The following is a 23,166-nucleotide window of genomic DNA, read 5'->3' on the forward strand; positions in this document are numbered from 1 at the left end:
GTTTCCGGGGTGTGTCCAGAGGGTTGACCCGGTGTCGGGGGCGCCCTACGGTCCAGACCGCAACAACTTGTGCTGGCTTGCTGCAAGTTCCTTCAAAGCGCGGGAGGTACCCCCATGACCGTCCGGACCAGCAAGTGCCGCAGATCCGCGGCGGGCGCGCTCGCCCTGATCGCGGGCCTCGCGAGCGGCGTCGTCGGCGCGGCGCCCGCGGCCCTGGCCGCTCCGCCCGGCGGCAAGGACGTCACCGCCGTCCTCTTCGAGTGGAACTTCCGGTCGGTCGCGAAGGCCTGTACCGACCGGCTCGGCCCCGACGGCTACGGCTACGTGCAGGTGTCGCCGCCCCAGGAACGCATTCAGGGCGCGCCCTGGTGGACCGCCTACCAGCCCGTCAGCTACAAGATCGGCAGCCGGCTCGGGGACCGCGCCGACTTCAAGAACATGGTCGACACCTGCCACGGCGCCGGGGTGAAGGTCGTCGCCGACGCGGTCATCAACCACATGACCAACGCCTCGGGCACCGGCTCGGCCGGCTCCCGGTTCACCAAGTACGACTACCCGGGGACCTATTCGGGCGCCGACATGGACGACTGCAGGTCCGCCATCGGCAACTACCAGGACCGCTGGAACGTCCAGCACTGCGAACTGGGCGGCCTGGCCGACCTGGACACCGGCGAGGACTACGTGCGCGGCCGCGTCGCCGCCTACCTCAACGACCTCCTCTCGCTCGGCGTCGACGGGTTCCGCGTCGACGCGGCCAAGCACATCCCGGTCGCCGACCTGCGGAACATCAAGGCACGCCTGAGCAACCCGGGCGCGTACTGGAAGCAGGAGACGATCCACGGTGCCGGTGAGGCGGTCTCTCCGAGCGAGTACACCGCCACCGGGGACGCCCAGGAGTTCCGCTACGGCTGGGACCTGAAGCGGGTCTTCACCAGCGAGAAGCTCGCCTACCTCAAGAACTACGGCGAGGGGTGGGGCTATCTGCCCAGCGGCTCCGCCGCGGTGTTCGTGGCCAATCACGACACCGAACGGCACGGCCAGACCCTCAGCTACAAGGACGGCGCCGACTACACCCTGGCGCACGTCTTCATGCTGGCCTGGCCCTACGGCTCCCCGGACGTCCACTCCGGGTACGAGTTCACCGACATCGACGCGGGACCGCCCAACAACAGCCAGGTGAAGGCCTGTTACAGCGACGGCTGGAAGTGCCAGCACGCCTGGCCGGAGATCCGCTCGATGGTGAAGCTCCGCAACACCGCGCGCGGCACGGCGGTCACCCAGTGGTGGGACAACGGCAACGACGCCGTCGCGTTCGGCCGCGGCGACAAGGCGTACGTCGTCGTCAACCACGAGAGCTCCGCCCTCAGCCGTACCTTCCAGACCTCCCTGGCCGCGGGCACCTACTGCGACGTGCAGAGCGGCAGGAGCGTCCGGGTGGACGACGCGGGCCGGTTCACCGCCTCCGTCGCCCCGAACACCGCCCTCGCCCTGCACACCGGGGCCAAGAGCTGCTGACGAGGCGTACCTGTCGTACGCCTCCGACCTCTCGTCCTTCTCGTGCCCCTCGGACCTCTCGTACCCCTCGTACCTCTCAAGGAGAGACTCCCGTGACCGGCTCCCCGCGCCGCACCGCCGTGGCCGTCGCCCTGGCGCTGCTCGCCGCCGCGCCCCTGACCGCGACGGCGGCCGCGGCACCGCCCGCCCCGGCGGTGCCGTCCGCCGCGGCCGAAGCCGCCGAAGGCATCGATCTGTCGACGTCGCGGGCCCAGTGGATCGACCGCGACACCCTCGCCTGGGATACTCCCGCAGGTCCTGCCCACGACCTCCTGTACGCACCGCGCGGCGGCCTCGCCGTGCGGGACGGCGCGCTCCACGGCACCGCCCACCGGCTGCGCCTCACCCCGGTCGAGGGCGGCCTCACCGCGTCCCAGCGGGCCAGGTTCCCGCACCTCAAGAGCTATGCGGCCTTCACCCTCGCGCCCCGGGACCGCGACCGGGTCCGTGCCGCCCTCACCGGCCAGCTCGTCGCCACCGCGCGCTCCGCCGACGGCACCCTGCGCGCCGCCACCGGCGTCCAGACCCAGGGCGTCCTCGACGACGTGTACGGCGCCGCCGCCACCCGGGCCGCCCTCGGCCCGCGATTTCGTCACGGCCGCGTCACCCTGTCCGTCTGGGCCCCCACCGCGCGGCGCGTCGCCCTCGACATCGGCGGCCGCAGGGTCCCGATGCACCGGGACGCCGCCTCCGGGGTCTGGTCGGCGACCGGGCCGGGAAGCTGGTCGGGCCGGAGCTACCGCTACGCCGTGACGGTGTGGGCGCCGAGCGTGCGCGAGGTCGTCACCAACCAGGTCACCGACCCCTACTCGACCGGCCTCACCGTCGACTCCGAGCGCAGCGTCGCCGTCGACCTGCGCGACCCCGCCCTCGCGCCCCCCGGCTGGTCCACGCTGCGCAAGCCGACGGCCACGCCGCTGCGCGAGGCGCAGATCCAGGAGCTGCACATCCGCGACTTCTCCGTCGCGGACCGCACCTCGAAGCACCCCGGCGGCTATCTGGCCTTCACCGAACGCGACTCGGACGGCATGCGCCACCTGCGCCGCCTCGCCCGCGCCGGCACGTCGTACGTGCACCTGCTGCCCGCCTTCGACATCGGCACGATCCCCGAGCGCGCCGCCGACCGCGCCACCCCCGACTGCGACCTGCCCTCCTACGCCCCCGACTCCGCGGAGCAGCAGGCGTGCGTGACCAGGAGCGCGGGCAAGGACGCCTACAACTGGGGCTACGACCCGCTGCACCACACGGTGCCCGAGGGCTCGTACGCGAGCGACCCCGAAGGCGCGCGCCGTACCGTCGAGTTCCGCCGGATGGTGCAGGGCCTGAACGGCTCGGGGCTGCGTACGGTGATGGACGTCGTCTACAACCACACCGTCGCGAGCGGCCAGGCCGACCGGTCCGTCCTCGACCGGATCGTGCCCGGCTACTACCAGCGCCTGGACGCCGACGGCGCCGTCACCACCTCCACCTGCTGCGCGAACACCGCGCCCGAGAACGCCATGATGGGCAAGCTCGTCGTCGACTCGGTCGTCACCTGGGCCAGGGAGTACAAGGTCGACGGCTTCCGCTTCGACCTCATGGGCCACCACCCCAAGGCCAACATCGTCGCCGTGCGCAAGGCGCTCGACGCGCTCACCCCGGCCAGGGACGGCGTCGACGGCAAGAAGATCGTCCTGTACGGCGAGGGGTGGAACTTCGGCGAGGTCGCCGACGACGCCCGGTTCGTCCAGGCCACCCAGAAGAACATGGCGGGCACCGGCGTCGCCACCTTCTCCGACCGCTCCCGCGACGCGCTGCGCGGCGGCGGCCCCTTCGACGGGGACCCGGGCGTGCAGGGCTTCGCCAGCGGCCTGTACACCGACCCCAACTCCTCGCGGGCGAACGGAACTCCGGCCGAGCAGAAGGCCCGCCTGCTGCACTACCAGGACCTCATCAAGGTCGGGCTCGCGGGGAACCTCGCGGGCTTCACCTTCCGGGACTCGGCCGGGCGCACCGTCACGGGCGCCGAGGTCGACTACAACGGCGCACCCGCCGGGTACGCGAAGCGCCCCGGCGACGCCCTGTCCTACGCCGACGCGCACGACAACGAATCGCTCTTCGACGCGCTCGCCTTCAAGCTGCCCCGGGACACGAGCGCGGCCGACCGGGCCCGCATGCAGGTCCTCGCGATGGCGACCGCCTCGCTCTCGCAGGGCCCCGCGCTCGGCCAGGCGGGCTCGGACCTGCTGCGCTCCAAGTCCCTGGACCGCAACTCCTACGACAGCGGCGACTGGTTCAACGCCGTCCACTGGAACTGCCGCGCGGGCAACGGCTTCGGGCGGGGTCTGCCGCCGGCCGCCGACAACAAGGACAAGTGGGCGTACGGGAAGCCCCTGTTGGCCTCCGCGGCCGCCCTCGCGCCGGGCTGCGCGGAGATCGACGGCACGTCGGCCGCGTACCGGGACCTGCTGCGGATACGGACGACCGAGCCGGAGTTCACCCTCGCCACGGCCGGGCAGGTGCAGTCCGCGCTGTCCTTCCCGCTGTCCGGCACCCGGGGCGAGACGCCCGGTGTCATCACCATGCGCCTCGGCGACCTGGTGGTCGTGTTCAATGCGAGCCCCCGGACGCGGAGCCAGCGGGTCGGCGCGGTCGAGGGAGCGCGGTATGCCCTGCACCCCGTGCAGGCGGCCGGCGCCGACCGCACGGTGAAGTCAGCTACGTACGAGCGGAGTTCGGGCACGTTCACGGTGCCCGCGCGGACGGTGGCCGTGTTCCGGCGGGGCTGAGCGGGGTACGGCGGGGGCGCGTCCGCCGCCGGTCAGCGGCGGGAGCGCGGGCGCGGCCGGGCGGCCGGTGCCCGCCGGGTGCAGCCCCGCGGTCCGGTGCCCGCCGGGCGCATGGCGCAGACCGTGCTGTCGAGCGGTGCGTCGGCGAGCCGCCGCCAGACCAGGGCGAGACGGCGGGTGAGGCGGACGGCGGGCTTGTGGGCGAAGACGAGGTACGTCATGGGGGTTCACCTCCGGGGAAGGGAGTCGTGGAGCGTCGTGAGGGGTCAGTAGGTGATGCCGAAGGCGCGGTCCGCGAGCGGGCGCGGCGCCGGGACGGGACGCGCGCGGGCGACGACCTGGCGCGCGACGGCACGCGGCAGCCCGAGGTGCGCGGCCAGCCGGGAGGCCCGGTGGCCGCGCCCGGCGAGGACGAAGGCCAGGTGCACGCACGGGTCGTAGACCGGCCCGGACGCGGCGCGGCGGGGGCCGGGACGCGTGGCGGGGGCGGTCAGGAGATAGGTGGTGGAAACGCCGTCGACGGTGAGCCGGATCGTGGGCTCGGGGCGGGCGTCGGGCATGGCGGCCTCCCGAAAGGGCGGGGCGGCAGCGCCTGAGGCCGCGCCGGGGGCGCCGAGGTGGTGCGTGAGGGGCGCAGCGGGCGTCAGTGCGTACCGCGAGGAGACGGGTGGAGGGGGGTGAGGAGTCGCGTACGACTCGGACTCGGACTGTGGTCCATGGTTCCCGCCTCCTCTCCGCGCCGGTGCGCCGGGCGGGACGCCCGACGGAATCGTCCCCACCGTAAGCGGGCGAGGGCCGCGGAACCAGGGGCCGAAGGTCCCGAATGATCCGCCGGGACGGACGAGCGGGGCTGCACCCCGCCGGGTGCGGCCCCGCTCGCGCCGTGCGCGGACGCCCTAGCGGGCGATGCGCTTGAAGGTGTCCCCGAAGGTCCAGCCCTTCGAGCCGTCCCAGTTGAGGGACCAGGTCATCAGGCCCTTCAGGGCGCCGCTGTAGTGGTTCCAGGCCTGGGTCACCAGGCTCGGGGACATGTAGCCGCCGCCGGCGCCCGACTGGGCGGGGAGGCCGGGGACCTGCTTGTCGTAGGGCACCTTGACCGTGGTGCCCTGGATGACCAGGCCCTTGTTCAGGCAGTCCGTCTGGGCGGTGAAGCCCTGGACGGTGCCGGCGGAGTAGGAGTCGCCGGAGCAGCCGTACATGCTGCCGTTGTAGTACTGCATGTTCAGCCACCACAGGCGGCCGTTGTCGGCGTACTTCTTGATGACCGGCAGGTACGCGCCCCAGATGGAGCCGTAGACGACGCTGCCGCCGGTCACGTACGCCGTCTCCGGGGCCATCGTCAGGCCGAAGTTCGACGGCATCTTCGCGAGCACGCCGTCGATGATGCGGATCAGGTTGGACTGCGAGGGGGACAGCTGGTTGATGTTGCCGCTGCCCACCAGGCCGGTCTCGATGTCGATGTCGATGCCGTCGAAGTTGTACTTCTTCAGGATCGGCACGATCGTCTCGACGAACCGGTCGGCGACCTTGGTCGAGCTCAGGTCGATGCCGGCCGCCGCGCCGCCGATCGACATCAGGATGGTGGCCCCGTCCGCCTTGGCCTGGCACATCTCGGCCGGGGTGGCGACCTTCACCGTCGCGTCCATCCCGTCCTCCCACAGGACGGTGCCGTCCGAACGGATCACGGGGAAGGCCGCGTTGATGACGTTGTAGCCGTGCTCGCGGATGCGGGAGTCGGTGATCGGGGTCCAGCCGAAGGGCGGGTGCACGCCGTTGGACGCGCCGTCCCAGTTCTCCCAGTACCCCTGGAGCACCTTGCCGGTGGGCCGCGACTTGACCGCGCAGGTGTCGGCGGCGGGCGCGGCCGCCTTCGGCGCGGCCGGAGCGGCCGCGGCGGCGGGCAGTTGCGCGACACAGGCCAGGGCCAGGGCGGACCCCAGCAGGCGTAACGTCCGACCGATCACACTGTGCTCCCTGGGTGCGGTGGGGGGACCTGGAGACGTGCCTGGTGCGGTGCGTCAACTTAGGCTGGACCAGACCATTCGTCAATAGGTCTGTACCAAAGGGGAGTTGGGGGCGGCAGTCGTGCGGTGCCGGGGGCTCAGCCGTCGACCGGCAGGCCGCGCGGCTCCTTGATGCGCTTCATGATGATCTGGGAGTTCACCTCGGTGACGCCCGCCAGGGCCGTGACCCGCTCGATCCACAGCCGCTCGTACGCGGCGAGGTCCGCGACCGCGATGCGCAGCAGGCAGCCGGGGCTCCCGAACAGGCGGTACGCCTCGATGACGTCCGGGATGTCCTGGAGCGCCGCCTCGAACGCCTCGACCGTCTCGCGGTCGCGCCGCACCTCGATGGAGACCAGCACCTCGAAGCCCCGGCCGACGGCCTCGGGGGCGACGACCGCGCGGTAGCCCTGGATCACGCCGTCCAGCTCCAGCTGGCGCACGCGCCGCATGCACGGTGACGCGCTGAGGCCGACCCGGGTGGCCAGCTCCTGATTGGTCAGCCGCCCGTCGTTCTGCAGCTCGCGCAAGATGTTGCGATCGATCTCGTCCATGGCGCAATTATCCACCACGCGTATTGCGTACGGACCGAATCTTGGCAAGCACATTGCGTGATGTTCGATCTATCCTTGCGTCGAGGCTGCCCACTGCTCAGGGGGCTGACGGTCCTCGGGATCCCTGGGAGGTACAAGGTCGTGGAAGCACACGCGCGCCGCGTCGTCGTCATCAGCACCGGCGGGACGATCGCCAGCCGCTGGCAGGGCACCGGCTTCGCCGCCGACGCCCCGGGCCGCGAGGTGCTCGCCACCGCGTCGATACCGCACGGCATACGCTCCGAGGTCATCGACCTGTTCAACGTGAACAGCCCCCGCCTGACCTCAGCCCAGCAGGTCACCCTGCTGCGCACCGTGCGCGAGGTGTTCGCCGACCCCGGCGTCGACGGCATCGTCGTCACGCACGGCACGGACACCCTGGAGGAGTCCGCCTTCCTCCTCGACCTGCACCACGACGACCCGCGCCCGGTCGTCTTCACCGGCGCGCAGAAGCCGCTCGGCGCCGAGGACGGCGACGGGCCCGGCAACCTCTACGACGCGCTGCTCACCGCCGCGACGGTGCGCGACCTCGGCGTCCTGGTCGTCTTCGACGGCAAGGTGCACGCCGCGCGCGGCACCGTGAAGACCCAGACCCTCGCCGCCGACGCCTTCGCCGACCCGTCCCGGCCGCCCGTCGGCAAGGTCGGCTTCGGGAAGGTCTCGGTGCTCAACCGCCCGGCGCGCCCCGAGCCGCTGCCGCTGCCCGCGGAACTGCCGACCGGCTCCCTGCCGCGCATCGACATGGTCATGCACCACGTCGACGCCGACCCGCTGTTCCTGGAGACCGCGGTCGAGGCGGGCGCCGAGGGCATCGTGCTCGTCGCCACCGGCGCGGGCAACGCCACCCCCGAGTTCGTCGCCGCCGTCACCGCCGCCATCGAGCGGGGTGTCGTCGTCGCCCTCACCACGCGCGTACCGGCCGGCCCCGTCACCGAGATCTACACCCACGGCGGAGCCGTCGACCTGTCCGCCGCCGGCGCGGTCCTCACCGGCACCCTGCGTGCGGGCCAGGCCCGCACCGCCCTCCTCGCCGCCCTGCTCTCGACCGGCGACCCGGCCGGGCGCACCGCCGCCCTGCGCCGCATCGTCGTCGACCCGGCGGACACCACCGCCGTCGACCGGGCGGCCTGACCGCGCGGGCCACCGCGCACACCCCCGTATCCCCGCGTACACCCCCGAACGACCCCTGGCCGGGTCCCGCTCATCGGTCCCGGCCCCGCACGCCTGCCCGGAAGAGAACCACCATGACCGCCGCCCCCACCAGCGCCGTCCGCCGCGAGCACGACCTGCTCGGCGACCGGGACGTCCCCGCCGACGCCTACTGGGGGATCCACTCCCTGCGCGCCACGGAGAACTTCCCCATCACGGGCATCCCGATCTCCGTGTACCCGCAGCTCATCGACGCGCTCGCGGCCGTCAAGGAGGCCGCGGCCCGCGCCAACGAGGAGCTGGGGCTGCTGCCGCGGGCGAAGGCCGACGCGATCGCCGCCGCCTGCCGGGAGATCCGCGCGGGGCGCCTGCACGACCAGTTCGTCGTCGACGTCGTCCAGGGCGGCGCGGGCACCTCCACCAACATGAACGCCAACGAGGTCGTCGCCAACCGCGCCCTCGAACTCCTCGGACACCCCAAGGGCGCCTACACCCACCTGCACCCCAACGAGGACGTCAACCTCAGCCAGTCCACCAACGACGTCTACCCGACCGCGGTCAAGGTCGCGACGATCAGCGCGGTGCACGGACTGCTGCGCGCGATGGCGGTGGTGCAGGACGCGTTCGCCGCGAAGGCCCTGGAGTTCCGCGACGTCCTGAAGATGGGGCGCACCCAGCTCCAGGACGCGGTGCCGATGACGCTCGGCCAGGAGTTCTCCGCGTACGCCGTGATGCTCGACGAGGACCGCATGCGGCTCGCCGAGGCCGTCGAGCTGATCCACGAGATCAACCTCGGCGCGACCGCCATCGGCACCGGCCTCAACGCCCCCGCCGGATACGCCGAGACGGCCCGCCGCCATCTCGCGGAGATCACCGGCCTGCCGCTGGTGACGGCCGCGAACCTGGTCGAGGCCACGCAGGACTGCGGCGCCTTCGTGCACCTGTCCGGCGTCCTGAAGCGGATCGCGGTCAAGCTCTCCAAGAGCTGCAACGACCTGCGGCTGCTGTCCTCGGGGCCGCGCGCGGGCCTCAACGAGATCAACCTGCCGCCGGTCCAGGCCGGTTCGAGCATCATGCCGGGCAAGGTCAACCCGGTCATCCCCGAGGTCGTCAACCAGGTCGCCTTCGAAGTGATCGGCAACGACGTCACCATCACCATGGCCGCCGAGGCGGGGCAGCTCCAGCTCAACGCCTTCGAGCCGATCATCCTGCACTCGCTGGCGAAGAGCATCACCTCGCTGCGCGCGGCCTGCCTCACGCTCTCCGAGCGCTGCGTCACCGGCATCACCGCCAACACGGAGGTGCTCCGCGCCTCGGTGGAGACCTCCATCGGTCTGGTCACCGCGCTGAACCCGCACATCGGGTACACGGCGGCCACCGAGATCGCGCGGGAAGCGCTCAGCACGGGCCGCGGCGTCGCCGAGCTGGTCCTGGAGAAGGGCCTGCTGCCGCCGGAGCGGCTCGCGGAGCTGCTGACGCCGGAACGGGTCGCCGGAGCCGTCTGAGCGGCCGGACGGGGTCAGCGGCCGGACGCCAGCACGTCCAGCGCCGCCTGCGCCGTGAACTCCTGCTGGCCGCCGCGCACCAGCAGCTCCACCGAGGCGAACGCCGCGTCGTCCGCGTGCGCCGCCACGTACGGGATCGCGACGCACCGCATCCCGGCCGCGCGGGCCGCGGCCGCGCCCGGTGCCGCGTCCTCGAAGACGACGCAGTCCGCGGGCGCCGCGCCCAGCAGCCCGGCCGCCGCGAGGAACACGTCCGGCGCGGGCTTGCCCCGCGGGACCTCCTCGGCGGAGACGAACGTGGTCAACTGCGCGTCCAGGCCGGTGCCGGCCAGGATCGCCGCGATGGCCGCGCGGGACGAGCCGGACGCCACGGCCATCGGCACGCCCTCGTCGTGCAGGCGCTCGACGAGCTTGCGCATCTCCGGATAGACGGGCGTGGCGGCGCGGGCCAGCGCCAGATAGCGCCGGTCCAGGTCGGCAAGGAGCTCGGGCACCGAGGCCTCGATGCCGTACTCCCGCTTCCACAGCGCGAGCGTCTCGTGGGAGCTGATGCCGACGTACTGTTCGTTGTCGGCCCAGGTGTAGTCCCGGCCGGTGCGGTCGGCGAGCAGGGCCCGCGACGCTTCGTAGTAGTTGGGTTCGCTGTCCACGAGGGTGCCGTCGAGGTCGAAGACGACCGCGGTGCTGCCGAAGGTGCTCATGCCCTCCAGCATGCCAAACCGCCAGGTCATCCGGGTGCGGCCGCCGACCTGCCGACCGACTCGACCAGGGGGAGCAGCCGGTGCGGCACCCGCTCGCGCAGCGCCATCTCGGTGCGGGTGCGCACCACGCCCGGCAGGTTGATCAGCTGCTGGATGACGTCCTCCAGGTGGCCGTTGTCCCGCGCGGCGACCCGGGTGAGCAGATCGCCGCCGCCGGTGATCGAGTACGCCTCGATGATCTCCGGCACGGCCGCGAGCGCGTCGCCGACCTCGTCCAGGTGCCCCTGCGTGACCTCGATGTGGACGAAGGCGAGCACGGGGTGGCCGAGCGCGGCGGGGGAGAGGAAGGGCCCGGTACCGGTGATCACGCCGTCGCGTTCCATGCGGTCGAGCCTGGCCTGCAGGGTGCCGCGGGCGATGCCGAGGACGCGCGCGTACTCGCGCAGGCTGGTGCGGGGCTGTTCCAGGAGCAGGCGCAGGATGCGGGTGTCGAGTTCGTCGACGGCCATGGTCGGAGGTTCTCCCAGGTGGGCGGGGGTGATCGCTGGTGACTGTAGCCGCTGGACCGGCGAACCCCGCGCCACGGGCCACCGGCCGGGGGACGAGCGCGTCGCCCCCGGCCGGTCACCGCGGCACGCGCTACTTGGGCGTGACCCACACCTGGCGCTTGTTCGTGTTCGCCGTGTAGAGCTGCACCTTCGTGCTGTTGGCGGTGGAGCCGCCCGTCACGTCGAGGACCTTGCCGGACGCGACGTGCACGATCTGCCCCTTGGCGTTGACCGACCAGCGCTGCGACGGGTCGCCGTTGCAGTCGTAGAGGCTGATCTTGTTGCCGTTGGTGCTCTTGTTGCGGTAGTTGTCCAGGCACTTGCCGAGCGAGCGGAAGGTGCCGTCCTGCTGCAGGATCCAGGACTGGCCCGGACCCGTGTTGCAGGTGTAGAGCTGGACCTGCGTGCCGTTGGCGGCCTTGCCGCCCTTGACGTCGAGGCACTTCTTGCCGATGCCGGTCACCTTGCCCTGCGGGGGCACCTTGGCGCCCGCGCCGCGGGCGAGCGTGCGCAGGCCCTGCACGTCGTACTGCTGGACGTAGGTGCCCGCCCGCTGGTCGGTGTACGCGGTGACGGGCGTGCACATCACCGGCGACTGGCCGGAGTCGGTGCCCTTGACGCAGTCGCCGCGGGTGGCGCTGCGGTTGGCGTGCGTGAGGCCCATCGTGTGCCCGAGCTCATGGCTGATGTGGTTGCGCATGGCGGCGTCGCCCCAGGAGGGCAGGGGCTTGCCGGCGGCGGTGAAGAACTCGTCGTCGATGTAGGCGTGCCCGCTGGTCGCGGTGTCGGCGACGGACGACGAGTAGAAGCCGCAGCTCAGGTTCTTGGTGCCGGACCCGTCGCGGACGACCTTCCAGCCCGTCGAGCCGCCGTCGGCGGGCGGCACGCACGGGCGGTGCAGCACGCCGATGACGATCTCGCCCTTGGGGCGGGCGTAGTCCCAGCCGACCGGGGTGGTGTCGACGGTGACGGGCAGCGTCGTGACGCGCTTGAGGTCCGCGGCGGACCGCTTCACGTACGCGCCCAGCCAGTCGACGGACTTCTTGTCGTAGAACTTGATGGTGTACCCGGTGGCGAGGTACTTGGAGGGGCCGCCCGACTTCCAGCCCGTGCCCTGCGGCGGAGCGGCGGCGGCCCGCGCCGAAGAGGCGCCCGCGGGCGCCGACTTCAGGGACAGCACGCCGTCCTCGAAGGTGGTGCCGTCGGCGCCGGAGGCGCCGGAGTCCGCCGTCGCGGCGGGCGCACCCGCCGCGCGCGGTCCCGCCGGTTCGTCACCGCCGGTGCCGAACGCGGCGGGCGACAGCTGTATCCCCGCCACGACGGCCGCCGCGGCGCCCACGCCGGCCATCGCCCTGCGGCGCTTGCGCGCGCCGCGCTTCCGTATGGAACTCAAGTCCCCGTTGTCCTCTCACTGAAGAGCGTGTGTCCGGAGGGTGTCCGGAGCACGTCCGCGGCCCCGGACCGCTCCAGAGAGGTCCGGGGCCGAACAGATGATAGGCGTGAAGTGTGGGACGGGTGTGGCCAGTTGGGCGTATGAGGGGGACGGGCGACGTCAGTGGGCGTTCTCCGTCGGGCGCAGGCCCTTGGGGATCCTGGCCCAGGTGAGCACCGCGGCGGCCAGCGGCAGTGCGGCCGCCATCAGGAACGTGGGCGTCATCCCGGAGGTGAACGCGTCACCGGCCCGGCTCAGCAGGGCGGCGCCGGCCGGCCCCGTGAGTTCGGTGGCGACCCGCGCCGCCTCGCCGATGGAGTCGCTCACGGACGCCGTCGTGTCGGCCGGGAGGCCGAGGTCGGGCAGGTTCACCCGGTACAGCGCGGTGGCGACGCTGCCGAGGACGGCGACGCCCATCGCGGCACCGAGCTCGTAACAGGTCTCCTCGACGGCCGCGGCCCCGCTGACGTCCTTGGCCGGCGTGGCGGCCATGAGCGTCACGGACGCGGCGGTCGTCGCGATGCCGACGCCGCAGCCGAGCACCGCGAGCGCCACGGCGACCTCGCCGTAGCCGAGCGGCCCCGACAGCTGGAGCAGCCACGGCAGGGCGAGTCCCGCGGTCATCAGGACCAGGCCGCCGCCCATGACGTGGCGGATCGGCAGCCGGTGCATCAGCGCCGGGGTGACCAGCGAGGTGAGCACCAGGCCCAGCGGCGCGGGCAGCAGCCGGATGCCCGCCTCCAGCGGGGAGTAGCCCTGCCCGTACTGGAACCACTGGGTGATCAGGAACAGCGCCGAACCCAGCGCGATCATGCCGAGGAAGATCGAGGCCGCGGCGATGGCGAAGGGGCGTGAGGTGAACAGGCGCACCTGCAGCAGCGGGTTCTCCAGGCGCAGCTGGCGGCGGACGAAGACGGTCAGCGTCACCGCCGCGACGACGAGGAGCGCCCAGGCCACGGGGTCGGCGGGGCCGCCCTTGCCGAGCTGCTTGATGCCGCCCGCGAGGGCGAGCATGCCGACGACGGACTGGCCGACGCCCCACCAGTCCCAGCGGCCCTGCCGGGGCTGGTGGGACTCGGGCAGGATCCACAGGCCGAGCGCGATGATCACCAGCGCGACGGGGATGTTGATCAGGAACGCGGAGTGCCAGCCGTCGTGCTCGACGAGGAGGCCGCCGACGACCGGGCCGAGCGCCATGCCGCCGCCGAAGACGGCCGACCACACGGCGTAGGCGAGGGCGCGCTCGCGGGCGTCGGTGAAGACGTGCCGCAGGATCGACAGGGTGGCCGGCATGATCGCCGCACCGCCCGCGCCGAGCAGTGCGCGGGCGGCGATGACCTGCCAGGCGGCGGTCGCGAAGACGGCGAGCAGCGAGGCCAGGGCGAAGACGCCGAAGCCGATCAGGAGCAGCCGCTTGCGGCCCCACCGGTCGCCGAGCGCGCCCGCGGTCACGAGGAGTCCGGAGAGCACCAGGGCGTAGATGTCGATGATCCACAGCTGCTGCACGGAGCTGGGCCGCAGATCGGCGACCAGGGACGGGAAGGCGACGTTCAGGATCGTGGTGTCCATGGCGATCAGCAGGAGGCTGCCGGAGAGGATCGCGAGGACGGCCCAGCGCCGTGAGTCACGTTGCGGGGTCATGTGGTGTAACACCTCAATTTCGAATGAGACATCAATGTCTCACATGAAACGAAGAGGTGTCTACTGAGGTCTCCGGGGCGGGCCCCGGGTCAGCGCACCCGCCGCAGCGCCTCCGCCGTCAGGTCCGCGAGCGTCGGATAGCCGTCCACCGCCATCAGCAGATCCGCCTCGGCGAGCAGCGAGCGCAGCACGTGCGTGACGCCGTCGGCGCCGCCGATGCCGAGGCCGTACGCGTACGGGCGGCCGACGCCGACCGCGGTGGCGCCCAGTGCGACGGCCTTGACGATGTCCGCGCCGGTGCGCACGCCCGAGTCGAAGAGGACCGGCAGGCCGTCGGCCGCCTCGACCACCGACGGGAGGACGTCGAGCGCGGGCAGCCCGCCGTTGGCCTGGCGGCCGCCGTGGTTGGAGCAGTAGATGCCGTCCACGCCGCCGTCCCTGGCGCGTCGCACGTCCTCCGGGTGGCACAGCCCCTTGACGATCAGCGGCAGCGACGTCATGGAGCGCAGCCACGGCAGGTCGTCCCAGGTGAGCGGGTTGCCGAAGACCTGCACCCACTTCAGGACGGCGGACTGCGGGTCCTGCTCGGGCGGCGCGGCCAACTGCGCGCGGAAGACCGGGTCGCTGGTGTAGTTCGTCAGACAGTGGCCGCGCAGCTGGGGGAAGTTGGAAGTGCTCAGGTCCCGCGGCCGCCACCCGGTGATCCAGGTGTCCAGGGTGACGACGATCGCCTTGAAACCGGCCTTCTCCGCGCGGCTCACCAGGCTCTCGGCGAGGGCGCGGTCGGTCGGGGTGTACAGCTGGAAGAAGCCCGGCGTCCCGCCGAGCTCGGCGGCGACGGCCTCCATCGGGTCGGCGGACAGGGTGGAGGCGATCATCGGCACCCCGGTCCGCGCGGCCGCCCGCGCGGTGGCCAGGTCGCCGTGCCCGTCCTGCGCGCAGATCCCGAGGACCCCGATGGGCGCCATGAACAGCGGCGAGGGCAGCGTCATGCCGAACAGGTCGACCGACAGGTCGCGCTCGGCGGCCCCGACGAACATGCGCGGCACCAGCCCCCAGCCGTCGAACGCGGCGACGTTGGCGTTCTGCGTCCGCTCGTCCCCCGCCCCGCCCGCCACGTACGACACGACCGACGGCGGCATCGCGGCCTGCGCGCGCGCCGCCAACTCCGCGTACGTCATGGGGAAGTCGGGGACGACCCCGCCGAGGCCGCCGAGGTAGATCTCGTCCTGGTAGTCCTTGAAGGGGCGCGGCGTCGGATTCATACGAGGGGCCTTTCCCGGCAGCAGGGGGCGGACCCGGCACCGGAGGCGTCGGCACCGGCGCACGACGGCTCAGTCTTGTGTGAAGTCGACGTCAGGGTCAATGAGCGACAAAGGAAGCGATCGCACCCGGATTGGCGATCAGTGTGCGAGGGCATCACCGTGGGGCAGGACCGGTCGCGCACCTGATGCCGCGACCCCGGTGGCGACGGAGATCGCGGGTGGACGCCGGTTTGTCTTCTGGGAGGGGAGTGAGCTGTCATGCGTGCGCACCAGCGCGCCCATCGGCCCACGGAACGGGTGGAGTACGCGCTGCCGCAGGAGCCCGCGTCGGCGGGCCGGGCGCGCAGGCTGGCCTCCTCGTTCCTCGTCGGGTCCCGGCGCCGAAAAACCGAGGTGGACGCCGAGCGGGTGGACGACGCGAAGCTCGTCGTCTCCGAGCTCGTGTCCAACGCGGTACGCCACGGGAACAGCGGGTGCCGCCTGCGGGTCGAGGTGACCGGCGGCCGGGTGACCGTCGAGGTCACCGACGCCAGCCCCGAACGTCCCCGGGTCCAGAAGTACAGCGTCGACCGGGAGAGCGGCCGCGGCCTCGCCATGGTGCGCGAGCTGACCCACCGCCTGGAGGTCGTCGGCGCCCACCCGGGCGGCAAGACGGTACGGGCCGTCCTGGCCTGAGCGCGGCGGCGGCCGGACCGCCGCCCGACCGCCGCCCGACCGCGAAAAGTCCGTTGCGGGACGGGCCTCCCTGGCCGGACAGTGTCCCCATGACCACGTCCCTGAAGCCGCCCCCCGGCCTGACCGTGCGCCCCGCGACACTCGGTGACACCGCCGCGGTGTGCGCGCTGCGCAATGAGGTCGACCTGCTGGAGATCGGCCGCGCCGACACCGACCCGGCCGAGGTCCGGGCCGACCTGAAGCATCCCGAGGTGGACCTGGAGCGGGACTCCTGGCTGCTGTTCGAGGGGACGCGCCTGATCGGGTACGCGCTGTCGTGGGACGAGTCCGGCGGCGAGCGCATCGACGTCGACCACTACGTCCTGCCCGGCCGGCCCGACGGCTCCCTGCACCTGCTCGACCTCCTGGAGACCCGCGCGGCGGAGCGGGCCGCGGCCAACGGCGCCTCGCGCGCGGTGGTGCACCTGCACCTCACCACCGAGCCCACCACGGACCCCCGGTCGCTGCGCGAGCGCGGCTGGCGCACCGTGCGCCGCTACCACGCGATGGAGCGCCCGCTCACGCCCGCCGCCGACCCGCTGCCCGCGCCGCCGCCGGGCGTCACGCTCCGCGACTGCCTGGCCGAGGAGGACCGCGTCCGCGCGCACGCCCTGCTCCAGGAGAGCTTCGCCGAGCACTTCGACCACCAGCCGCGCACCTACGCGCAGTGGCTGGACGACATCGACGCCGAGCGCGTCGACTGGTCGCTGATCTGGATCGCGCATGTGGAGGGCGTGGGCGACGCCGCCGTGCTGCGCACCCACGACGACCGGCCGTCGATGGGCTGGATCGGCCATGTCGGCGTGCTGGCCGCGGCCCGCGGCCGGGGGCTCGGCAGCCACCTGCTGCGGCACGCCTTCGGGCACTACGCGGCGCGTGGCCGCGACCGGATCGGCCTGGGCGTGGACACCGACAACAGCAGCGGCGCGCTGGGCCTGTACGAGCGGCACGGCATGACCCTCGACTACGGCGTCGACACCTGGGAGCTGATCCGCCCGGCCTGACCGGGGCCCGCCGGGGCCGGGCGGATCCGCGCCGCTAGCGCAGCGCGCTGCCGAAGAGCGCGGCGGTGTTCGGCGAGCCGACGTCCTTGGGGCCGAAGGCCACCGACGCGTCCGCGGTCAGGCCCGTGGACGTGCCGAGGAACGACCACAGCGCACCGGCCCGCGCGTTCTCCTCGACGGAGGACGCCGCGAGGTCGCGCAGACCGTCGCCCGTGACGTCGAGCAGCCGCACCGCGGCCCCGAACTGGTCGTCCTTCTCGGCGACCCCGGGCACGTCCGCCGTGTCCTGGTGGAAGGCCTGGGCGCCGTCGCCCGTCACCCCGTCGGAGCTGCCGCGCACCAGCACCACCGAGCCCGCGTCGGCGACCTCCTTGACGTCCTCGCCGCTCACCCCGAGCGCGATGTCCGCGTAGCCGTCGCCCGTCACGTCGCCGACGGAGACCGAACTGCCGAAGCGGTCGCCCTCCTCCTCGGCGCCGGGAATGCCGGGCAGGTCCTGGTCGAACTCCTGCACCTGCGGCTTCAGCCCGTCCGCCGAGCCGTAGGCGACCCGCACCTTGGGGTGCTCCTCCTCGTAGCCGCTGGTGCCGACGACCAGGTCGTCGTAGTCGTCGCCGTTGACGTCGCCGAGGCCCAGCGCGCCCTCGGCGCCCGCGCCGTCACCGCGCTTGAAACCGGTGGGGCCGCCGTACAGGATGCTGTTGGTCCAGGTGCCGTCGCCGGTGTAGTCGTTGATCGCGATGTCGGACCGGCCGTCGCCGTTGACGTCGCCGACGGCCCTCGGCACCACCGGGCCCTGCACGGAACGGGGTCCGTCGACGCACACCTCGGGCCGCTCGCGGCAGCCGGGGTAGGGGCGCTCCTCGCTCTCGTAGCTCCACCACTGCGACTTGTCCATGAAGTCGAGGGTGGCGGCCGGGGTGCCGGAGCGGGTCAGAGGGCCCTTCCACAGGCGGGCCCGCTGCTCGACGGGGTCGTCGCCGTGCGCGCCGACCAAGTCGAAGAGCGCCAGGTCCGTGATGCCGTCACCGTCGAAGTCCCCCGTCTGCGGGGCGAATCCGAACGTGTCGATCGCGGTGCCGCCGGTCGGGCCGTTCGCGGATCCCCACAGGATCACCGAGCCGCCGCCCTTGACGCCGGTGCCGATCACGACGTCCGCGTAACCGTCCCGGTCCAGGTCGCCCTTGGCGACGTGCCGGCCGAACTCCTGCTTGGCGGTGGCGGTGCCGGGCACACCACCGGTGGCCCGGCTGATGATCTTCTTGCGGGCCGGGTCCAGACCCTTCTGCGAGCCGTACGTCACCACGACGTACCCGGCCTTCGCCTGGCCGGAGACCGTGCCGCCCGGGGCACCGACGACCAGGTCGGCGTACCCGTCGCCGTTGACGTCGTCGGCCGCCCCGGCGGCCGGCGGGGCGGCGTGGGCGGTGCCCTGCCCGAGCGTCAGGGCCGAGAGCCCGCCGCCCGCCAGCAGCGACGCGGCGATCAGGGGCAAGGTGAGACGGACTCTGCGGCTGCTGAGCGGCATGCGGCTTCCCTGGGTTCCTCGGTGCGTGGTGGTGCCGGTGGTGCGCCGCGGCGCGCGGTTCACCACCGGTACACATCGGCCGGTCACTTGACCTGCCACCCTCACCAAAGGTTGTACACCGCCACCCGGGTCACTGCGGCACGTTGAGGACGAAGTCGAAGTCCGCCTCCTTCGCGTTGCCGACGCTCCGCACGTTCATGAGCAGCCGCGCGTCGAAGATCGCGTCGGTGTTGTTGCGCGGCTCGCCGGGGAAGTAGAGCTGCGTCGTGAGGATCGGGCGCCCCGGGGCCTGCACCTTGACGTGCAGGTGCCGGGTGCGCCCGGGGTAGAGGCCGGGCACGATCGTGCTGAGCCTGAACGCGCCGTTGGCGTCGGTGAACTGGTGGCCACGGAAGCGGTAGCCCGTGTTGTCGTACGTCCCGTACGTGTCCGCCTGCCAGAAGTCCAGGAGGGCGCGGGGGATCGGCTTGCAGGCGAGGCCGAAGACGTAGCCGGTGACGGTGAGCCGGACGCCCGGGGTGCCCGGCTGGACGAGCGAGGTGCGCTGCGGGGAGTTGGGCTTGAAGTAGGGACCCTCCATCTGCGGGATCGTCGGGTCGTCACCGTCGTCGCAGGTCGGGGTCGCCTCGACGGCCTCGCCGCGGGCACCGGCGGTGCGGGCCAGGGCGGGCACGCCCATGAGGGTGACGGGCACGGCCATGCCGATCGCGGCGGCGGCCCGCAGGACGGTCTTGCGGCTGGGGCCCCTGCTGCCGTTGACCCCGGGCGCGGGGGAGCCGTCCGTGCCGTCTCCGCCGGGGGTGCCGATCTCGTGGTCCATCGTTCCTCCTGAGCGTGCAGGGATGGGTGGGTTCCGGATCGGCTATGAAGCTATGCGCGTGAGGAGGGCCCGGCGATGGACTCGAGCCGGTGGTCGTGGTGAATATCGCCGGTGCCGCGACGGAAGTCCCCGGGGCTGGCACCCGTCTCGCGCCGGAAGAACCGGCAGAAGTAGGCGGGGTCGGCGAAGCCCACCCGGTCCGCCACCTGACGCACCGACAACTCCGTGCGCAGCAGCAGCCGTTTGGCCTCGTGCACCCGGGCCTGCCGGATCAGCTCACCGGGCGTGCGGCCGGTGGAGGCCTTCACCGCTTCGCTCAGGTAGCTCACCGAGACGCCCAGCCGCTCCGCGCACGAGCGCACCGACCGCGGGGCGCCCCCGGTGGCGCCGAGCAGCGTCACGAAGTCCTCGGCCACCGACACCGGCCGCGAGGGCGCCGGGGCGAGCGGCGCGCTCTCGCGCGGAGGGACCGGCGGGGGCAGCAGGGGAGCGGGCGCGGCCAAGGGGGCGGGCAGTCGCGCCGCCCGCACGATCAGGACGTGCAGCAGCGCCCGCAGGACGCTGGGGAATCCGTCGGCGCCCGACCGGTACTCGCCGTCCAGCTCGGCGATCAGTCGCGCGGTCCACTCCGCCGCGTCCGGCGCCAGGTCGAGCCAGGAGCGCCGGGCGAGGGTGCGCAGCACGTACCGGTCGGCGGGGTGGTCCAGGAGGAAGTCGTCGGTGAAGAGGACGACGTGCCCGTCCAGGCCGGTCACGCCCTCCCAGTGGTGGACCTGGCCGGGCGCGATGAAGCACAGGTTCGGCGGCCGCAGGGCGAAGCGGCCCAGGTCGACGACGTGCCCGCCGGTGCCGCCGGTGACGTGGACGATCTCGTGGAAGGTGTGCCGGTGCGGGAAGGACGCGCGCGACATGGGCCCGATGGTGTCGAACGTGCCGATGGCGAAGGGCAGTGCGTTGGGCATCGGCACCTGCAGTCGGTGCGTGGGCATGCCCTCCTCGCCCGGCTCTCCGTTGTTCCCCTCACCCGGCAGGACCGTTGTGCCGCGCATGCGCATGCTCCTCATCGGCCGAAGGCTGGTCCGGACCAGCGGGCTCCCCACCATGGCACGCGGGGCGCGGGCGGACAGGGGCGTGATCGCGCCGAAGACGGAGGAGGCGCCTCCGGGGCCCGGCCGGCTCGTCCCATTGCGCCACATGACCCAGTGCGTCACATGTCCCACTACGCAACATGTCCCGTTGCGTCATATGTCTCACTGAGTCAGATGTCTCACTGGGACACTTCGAGGAGTACAGTCGCAGACATGAGCACCCAGCAGGGCCGCAGGACCCGCAAGGTCCGGGAGAGCCGGGAGACCATGGCGAACGCCGCCGTGGACCTGGTCCTCGCCCACGGCCTCGACCAGGTCACCGTCGAGACGATCAGCGAGCGCGCCGACGTCTCCCGCCGCACCTTCTCCCGGTACTTCGCGGGGAAGGAGGACGCCGTCGTCGACGCCCTGCGCGCCGACTTCGCGCTGATCAACGCGGCGCTCGCCGCCCGCCCCGCGCGGGAGAGCCCGCTCACGGCCTACTACCGGGCCCTCAGGAGCTGGCTGGTGGACGAGCCCACCGCCTGGCACCGCCTGCCCCGCTCGCGCGACCTGCTGCGCATGCTCCACGAGGAGCCCGCGCTGCTGCCCGCCTACCTGCGCGTGCAGGACGAGGCCGAGACCGAGTCGGTGGCGATCGTCGCCCGCAGGCTCGGCCTCGACGCCGAGCGCGACCTGCGCCCGGCACTCGCCGTCTCGCTGGCCGTCGGCGCCTTCGGGACCGCCGTCCGGTTCTGGATCGCGCCCGGCGAGAGCGACCCGCTGCCCCGGCTCATCGACACGGCGTTCGCGGCCCTGGCCGACGAACCCGCACCCCGAACCGCCACCACCTGAAACCAGGCACCACCATGAGCACCAGCACCAGCACCACCCACGGCACCGGCACCGACGCGGCGGCGGAGTTCGCCGGGAAGACCGCATTCGTCACCGGAGCGGCCTCCGGCATCGGCCTGGAGATCGCCCGGCGCCTCGCCGCAGGCGGAGCGGCCGTCGTCGTCGCGGACTACAACGAACAGGGCGCGCAGGACGTCGCCCGGTCGCTCACCGAGTCCGGCGCACGTGCCGCCGCCGTCCGCGTCGACGTCACCGACCCCGAGTCGGTGCGCCGGGCCGTCGAGTTCACCGCCGAGACCTTCGGCGGCCTCCAGCTCGCCGTCAACAACGCCGGGATCGCCGGGACCTCCGCCCCGACCGGCGAGTACACGGTCGAGGACTGGCAGCGCGTGATCGACACCAACCTCAACGGCGTCTTCTACTCCCTGCGCCACGAGCTGCCGCACCTCCTCGCCGCGGGCGGCGGCGCCGTCGTCAACATGTCGTCGATCCTCGGCACCAACGGCTTCGCGGGCTCCGCCGCGTACTCCGCCGCCAAGCACGCGGTCGTCGGTCTCACCAAGACCGCCGCCGTCGAGTACGCGGCCCGCGGCATCCGCGTCAACGCCGTCGCCCCCGGCTTCATCGACACCCCGCTCCTCAAGGGCGACGAGGCCCAGCACCGGCAGCTCGTCGCGCTCCACCCGCAGGGCCGTCTCGGCACCGCGGAGGAGGTCGCCGAACTCACCCTGTTCCTGCTCTCCGACCGTGCCTCGTTCGTCAACGGCAGCTACCACCTGGTCGACGGCGGCTACGCGGCCCGCTGACCGCGCCGAGCCCCCGGAACGCAGGGCGCAAGGCGCAGGGCGCAGAAAACAGAACACAGAGCACAGAGCACAGAGCACAGAGCACGTCAGAGAAGAGGCATCCCAGATGTCAGGACACGAACCCGCCACGTCGGGGCAGGCAATCACGGGCCTGCCCGCCCGGATGAAGGCCGTCCAGTACCGCGCCGTCGGCGCCGCCCCCGAGGTGGTCACCGTCCCGCGCCCCGCGCCGGGCCCCGGCCAGGTGCTCCTCGAAGTGACCGCCGCCGGCGTCTGCCACTCCGACATCGCCGTGATGAGCAGGCCCGCCGAGGCCCTGGGCTTCCCGCTGCCGCTCACCCTCGGCCACGAGGGCGCGGGCACCGTCGCCGCGTTCGGCGAGGGCGTCACCGGGCTCGCGCTCGGCGACTCCGTGGCCGTGTACGGCCCCTGGGGCTGCGGCACCTGCCTGATGTGCGCGCAGGGCAAGGAGAACTACTGCACCCGCGCCGCCGAGCTCGGCATCCGCCCGCCCGGACTCGGCGCGCCCGGCGCCATCGCCGAGTACATGATCGTGGACGACCCGCGCCACCTGGTCCCGCTCGGCGGCCTCGACCCGGTGACCGCCGTGCCGCTCACCGACGCCGGCCTCACCCCGTACCACGCCATCAAGACCTCGCTGCCGAAGCTGACGCCCGGCAGCACGGCGGTGGTCATCGGCACCGGCGGCCTCGGCCACGTCGCCATCCAGCTGCTGCGCGCGCTCACCCCGGCACGGGTGATCGCCCTCGACGTCACCGAGGAGAAGCTGCGGCTCGCCCGCGAGGTCGGCGCCCACGAGGCGGTCCTCTCCGACGCCGCGGCCGCCGACCGGGTCCGCGAACTCACCGGCGGTCTCGGCGCCCAGGCGGTGTTCGACTTCGTCGGCGCGCCGCCCACCGCCGCGACGGCGACCGCCTGCGCCGCGGTGGAGGCGGACGTCTCCATCGTCGGCATCGGCGGCGGCGCCGCGTCCGTCGGCTTCGGCACGACCCCCTTCGACGCCGCGGTCCGCTCCCCGTACTGGGGCAGCAGGGCCGAGCTGATCGAGGTCCTCGACCTGGCGCGCACGGGCGTGATCGACGTCCATGTGGAGACGTACGCACTGGACGACGCGCCCACGGCCTACGAGCGCCTGCACGCGGGCCGCGTCCACGGCCGTGCGGTCATCCTGCCCCACGGCTGACACCGGCCC

19 protein-coding genes and 2 pseudogenes are annotated in these 23,166 nt (G+C 72.9%); 9 read left to right on the forward strand and 12 right to left on the reverse strand.

What is annotated here, in order from left to right:
- Window positions 1-114: 114 nt before the first annotated feature.
- Both ACFYXE_RS19220 and pulA read left to right on the forward strand, forming a co-directional pair.
- Window positions 115-1,512: pseudogene (locus ACFYXE_RS19220) on the forward strand (alpha-amylase family protein); the annotation flags it as partial.
- 95 nt (window positions 1,513-1,607) lie between these two features.
- The gene (pulA, locus tag ACFYXE_RS19225) at window positions 1,608-4,322 is read left to right on the forward strand and encodes a pullulanase-type alpha-1,6-glucosidase (RefSeq protein WP_389313818.1); all 2,715 of its coding nucleotides are present in this window, start codon (window positions 1,608-1,610) and stop codon (window positions 4,320-4,322) included.
- A 32-nt stretch (window positions 4,323-4,354) separates the two neighbouring features.
- On the opposite strand, the gene ACFYXE_RS19230 is transcribed toward pulA, so the two are convergent.
- From ACFYXE_RS19230 to ACFYXE_RS19245, 4 genes are all read right to left on the reverse strand, one after another.
- Entirely contained in the window at window positions 4,355-4,543 is a 189-nt protein-coding gene (locus tag ACFYXE_RS19230; protein WP_389313820.1) for a hypothetical protein, read from the reverse strand.
- A gap of 45 nt (window positions 4,544-4,588) precedes the next feature.
- Window positions 4,589-4,882, reverse strand: a complete 294-nt coding sequence (locus tag ACFYXE_RS19235; RefSeq protein WP_389313822.1) for a hypothetical protein — start codon at window positions 4,880-4,882, stop codon at window positions 4,589-4,591.
- 336 nt (window positions 4,883-5,218) lie between these two features.
- Complete coding sequence (locus ACFYXE_RS19240; RefSeq protein WP_389314651.1) at window positions 5,219-6,283, reverse strand: chitinase; 1,065 nt, start codon at window positions 6,281-6,283, stop codon at window positions 5,219-5,221.
- A 140-nt stretch (window positions 6,284-6,423) separates the two neighbouring features.
- The gene (locus tag ACFYXE_RS19245) at window positions 6,424-6,879 is read right to left on the reverse strand and encodes an Lrp/AsnC family transcriptional regulator (RefSeq protein ID WP_389313824.1); all 456 of its coding nucleotides are present in this window, start codon (window positions 6,877-6,879) and stop codon (window positions 6,424-6,426) included.
- A gap of 141 nt (window positions 6,880-7,020) precedes the next feature.
- Here ACFYXE_RS19245 and ACFYXE_RS19250 point away from each other — a divergent pair, with 141 nt between their 5' ends.
- Both ACFYXE_RS19250 and aspA read left to right on the forward strand, forming a co-directional pair.
- Window positions 7,021-8,049 (forward strand): asparaginase, encoded by a 1,029-nt coding sequence (locus ACFYXE_RS19250; RefSeq protein ID WP_389313826.1) that lies wholly within the window; start codon window positions 7,021-7,023, stop codon window positions 8,047-8,049.
- A 113-nt stretch (window positions 8,050-8,162) separates the two neighbouring features.
- The gene (aspA, locus tag ACFYXE_RS19255) at window positions 8,163-9,572 is read left to right on the forward strand and encodes an aspartate ammonia-lyase (protein ID WP_389313828.1); all 1,410 of its coding nucleotides are present in this window, start codon (window positions 8,163-8,165) and stop codon (window positions 9,570-9,572) included.
- Window positions 9,573-9,586: 14 nt separating this feature from the next.
- Here the strand turns inward: aspA and ACFYXE_RS19260 are convergent, their stop codons facing one another.
- The 5 genes from ACFYXE_RS19260 to ACFYXE_RS19280 all read right to left on the reverse strand — a co-directional run bounded on the left by ACFYXE_RS19260 (window position 9,587) and on the right by ACFYXE_RS19280 (window position 15,159).
- Entirely contained in the window at window positions 9,587-10,273 is a 687-nt protein-coding gene (locus ACFYXE_RS19260; RefSeq protein ID WP_389313830.1) for an HAD family hydrolase, read from the reverse strand.
- 26 nt (window positions 10,274-10,299) lie between these two features.
- Entirely contained in the window at window positions 10,300-10,782 is a 483-nt protein-coding gene (locus ACFYXE_RS19265; protein WP_389313832.1) for an Lrp/AsnC family transcriptional regulator, read from the reverse strand.
- A 130-nt stretch (window positions 10,783-10,912) separates the two neighbouring features.
- Entirely contained in the window at window positions 10,913-12,214 is a 1,302-nt protein-coding gene (locus ACFYXE_RS19270; protein ID WP_389313834.1) for a ricin-type beta-trefoil lectin domain protein, read from the reverse strand.
- A 159-nt stretch (window positions 12,215-12,373) separates the two neighbouring features.
- Window positions 12,374-13,894, reverse strand: coding sequence for an MFS transporter (locus ACFYXE_RS19275; protein ID WP_389313836.1), 1,521 nt, complete (start codon window positions 13,892-13,894; stop codon window positions 12,374-12,376).
- 89 nt (window positions 13,895-13,983) lie between these two features.
- Entirely contained in the window at window positions 13,984-15,159 is a 1,176-nt protein-coding gene (locus ACFYXE_RS19280) for an alpha-hydroxy-acid oxidizing protein (RefSeq protein WP_389313837.1), read from the reverse strand.
- Between the two features lie 258 nt (window positions 15,160-15,417).
- Here ACFYXE_RS19280 and ACFYXE_RS19285 point away from each other — a divergent pair, with 258 nt between their 5' ends.
- A complete protein-coding gene (locus tag ACFYXE_RS19285) occupies window positions 15,418-15,834 on the forward strand; it encodes an ATP-binding protein (protein WP_361176772.1) in 417 nt (138 codons plus the stop codon).
- An 89-nt stretch (window positions 15,835-15,923) separates the two neighbouring features.
- Window positions 15,924-16,877: a GNAT family N-acetyltransferase gene (locus ACFYXE_RS19290; protein WP_389313839.1), complete on the forward strand. Its 954-nt coding sequence runs from the start codon at window positions 15,924-15,926 to the stop codon at window positions 16,875-16,877.
- A 34-nt stretch (window positions 16,878-16,911) separates the two neighbouring features.
- Here ACFYXE_RS19290 and ACFYXE_RS19295 read toward each other — a convergent pair whose 3' ends face one another.
- The 3 genes and pseudogenes from ACFYXE_RS19295 to ACFYXE_RS19305 all read right to left on the reverse strand — a co-directional run bounded on the left by ACFYXE_RS19295 (window position 16,912) and on the right by ACFYXE_RS19305 (window position 20,274).
- On the reverse strand, window positions 16,912-18,405 hold the full coding sequence (locus tag ACFYXE_RS19295) for a hypothetical protein (RefSeq protein ID WP_389313841.1): 1,494 nt from the start codon (window positions 18,403-18,405) through the stop codon (window positions 16,912-16,914).
- 133 nt (window positions 18,406-18,538) lie between these two features.
- A pseudogene (locus ACFYXE_RS19300) lies at window positions 18,539-19,225 on the reverse strand (dioxygenase); the annotation flags it as partial.
- A 50-nt stretch (window positions 19,226-19,275) separates the two neighbouring features.
- A complete protein-coding gene (locus ACFYXE_RS19305) occupies window positions 19,276-20,274 on the reverse strand; it encodes an AraC family transcriptional regulator (RefSeq protein WP_389313843.1) in 999 nt (332 codons plus the stop codon).
- 252 nt (window positions 20,275-20,526) lie between these two features.
- Here ACFYXE_RS19305 and ACFYXE_RS19310 point away from each other — a divergent pair, with 252 nt between their 5' ends.
- The 3 genes from ACFYXE_RS19310 to ACFYXE_RS19320 all read left to right on the forward strand — a co-directional run bounded on the left by ACFYXE_RS19310 (window position 20,527) and on the right by ACFYXE_RS19320 (window position 23,157).
- Window positions 20,527-21,147, forward strand: coding sequence for a TetR family transcriptional regulator (locus ACFYXE_RS19310; protein ID WP_389313845.1), 621 nt, complete (start codon window positions 20,527-20,529; stop codon window positions 21,145-21,147).
- A 14-nt stretch (window positions 21,148-21,161) separates the two neighbouring features.
- A complete protein-coding gene (locus ACFYXE_RS19315; protein ID WP_389313847.1) occupies window positions 21,162-21,953 on the forward strand; it encodes an SDR family NAD(P)-dependent oxidoreductase in 792 nt (263 codons plus the stop codon).
- A 163-nt stretch (window positions 21,954-22,116) separates the two neighbouring features.
- Window positions 22,117-23,157, forward strand: coding sequence for an NAD(P)-dependent alcohol dehydrogenase (locus ACFYXE_RS19320; protein WP_389314653.1), 1,041 nt, complete (start codon window positions 22,117-22,119; stop codon window positions 23,155-23,157).
- Window positions 23,158-23,166 lie beyond the last annotated feature (9 nt).

Source organism: Streptomyces sp. NPDC002564 (genome assembly GCF_042889645.1).
In the GTDB taxonomy this organism is placed as follows: Bacteria; Actinomycetota; Actinomycetes; order Streptomycetales; family Streptomycetaceae; genus Streptomyces.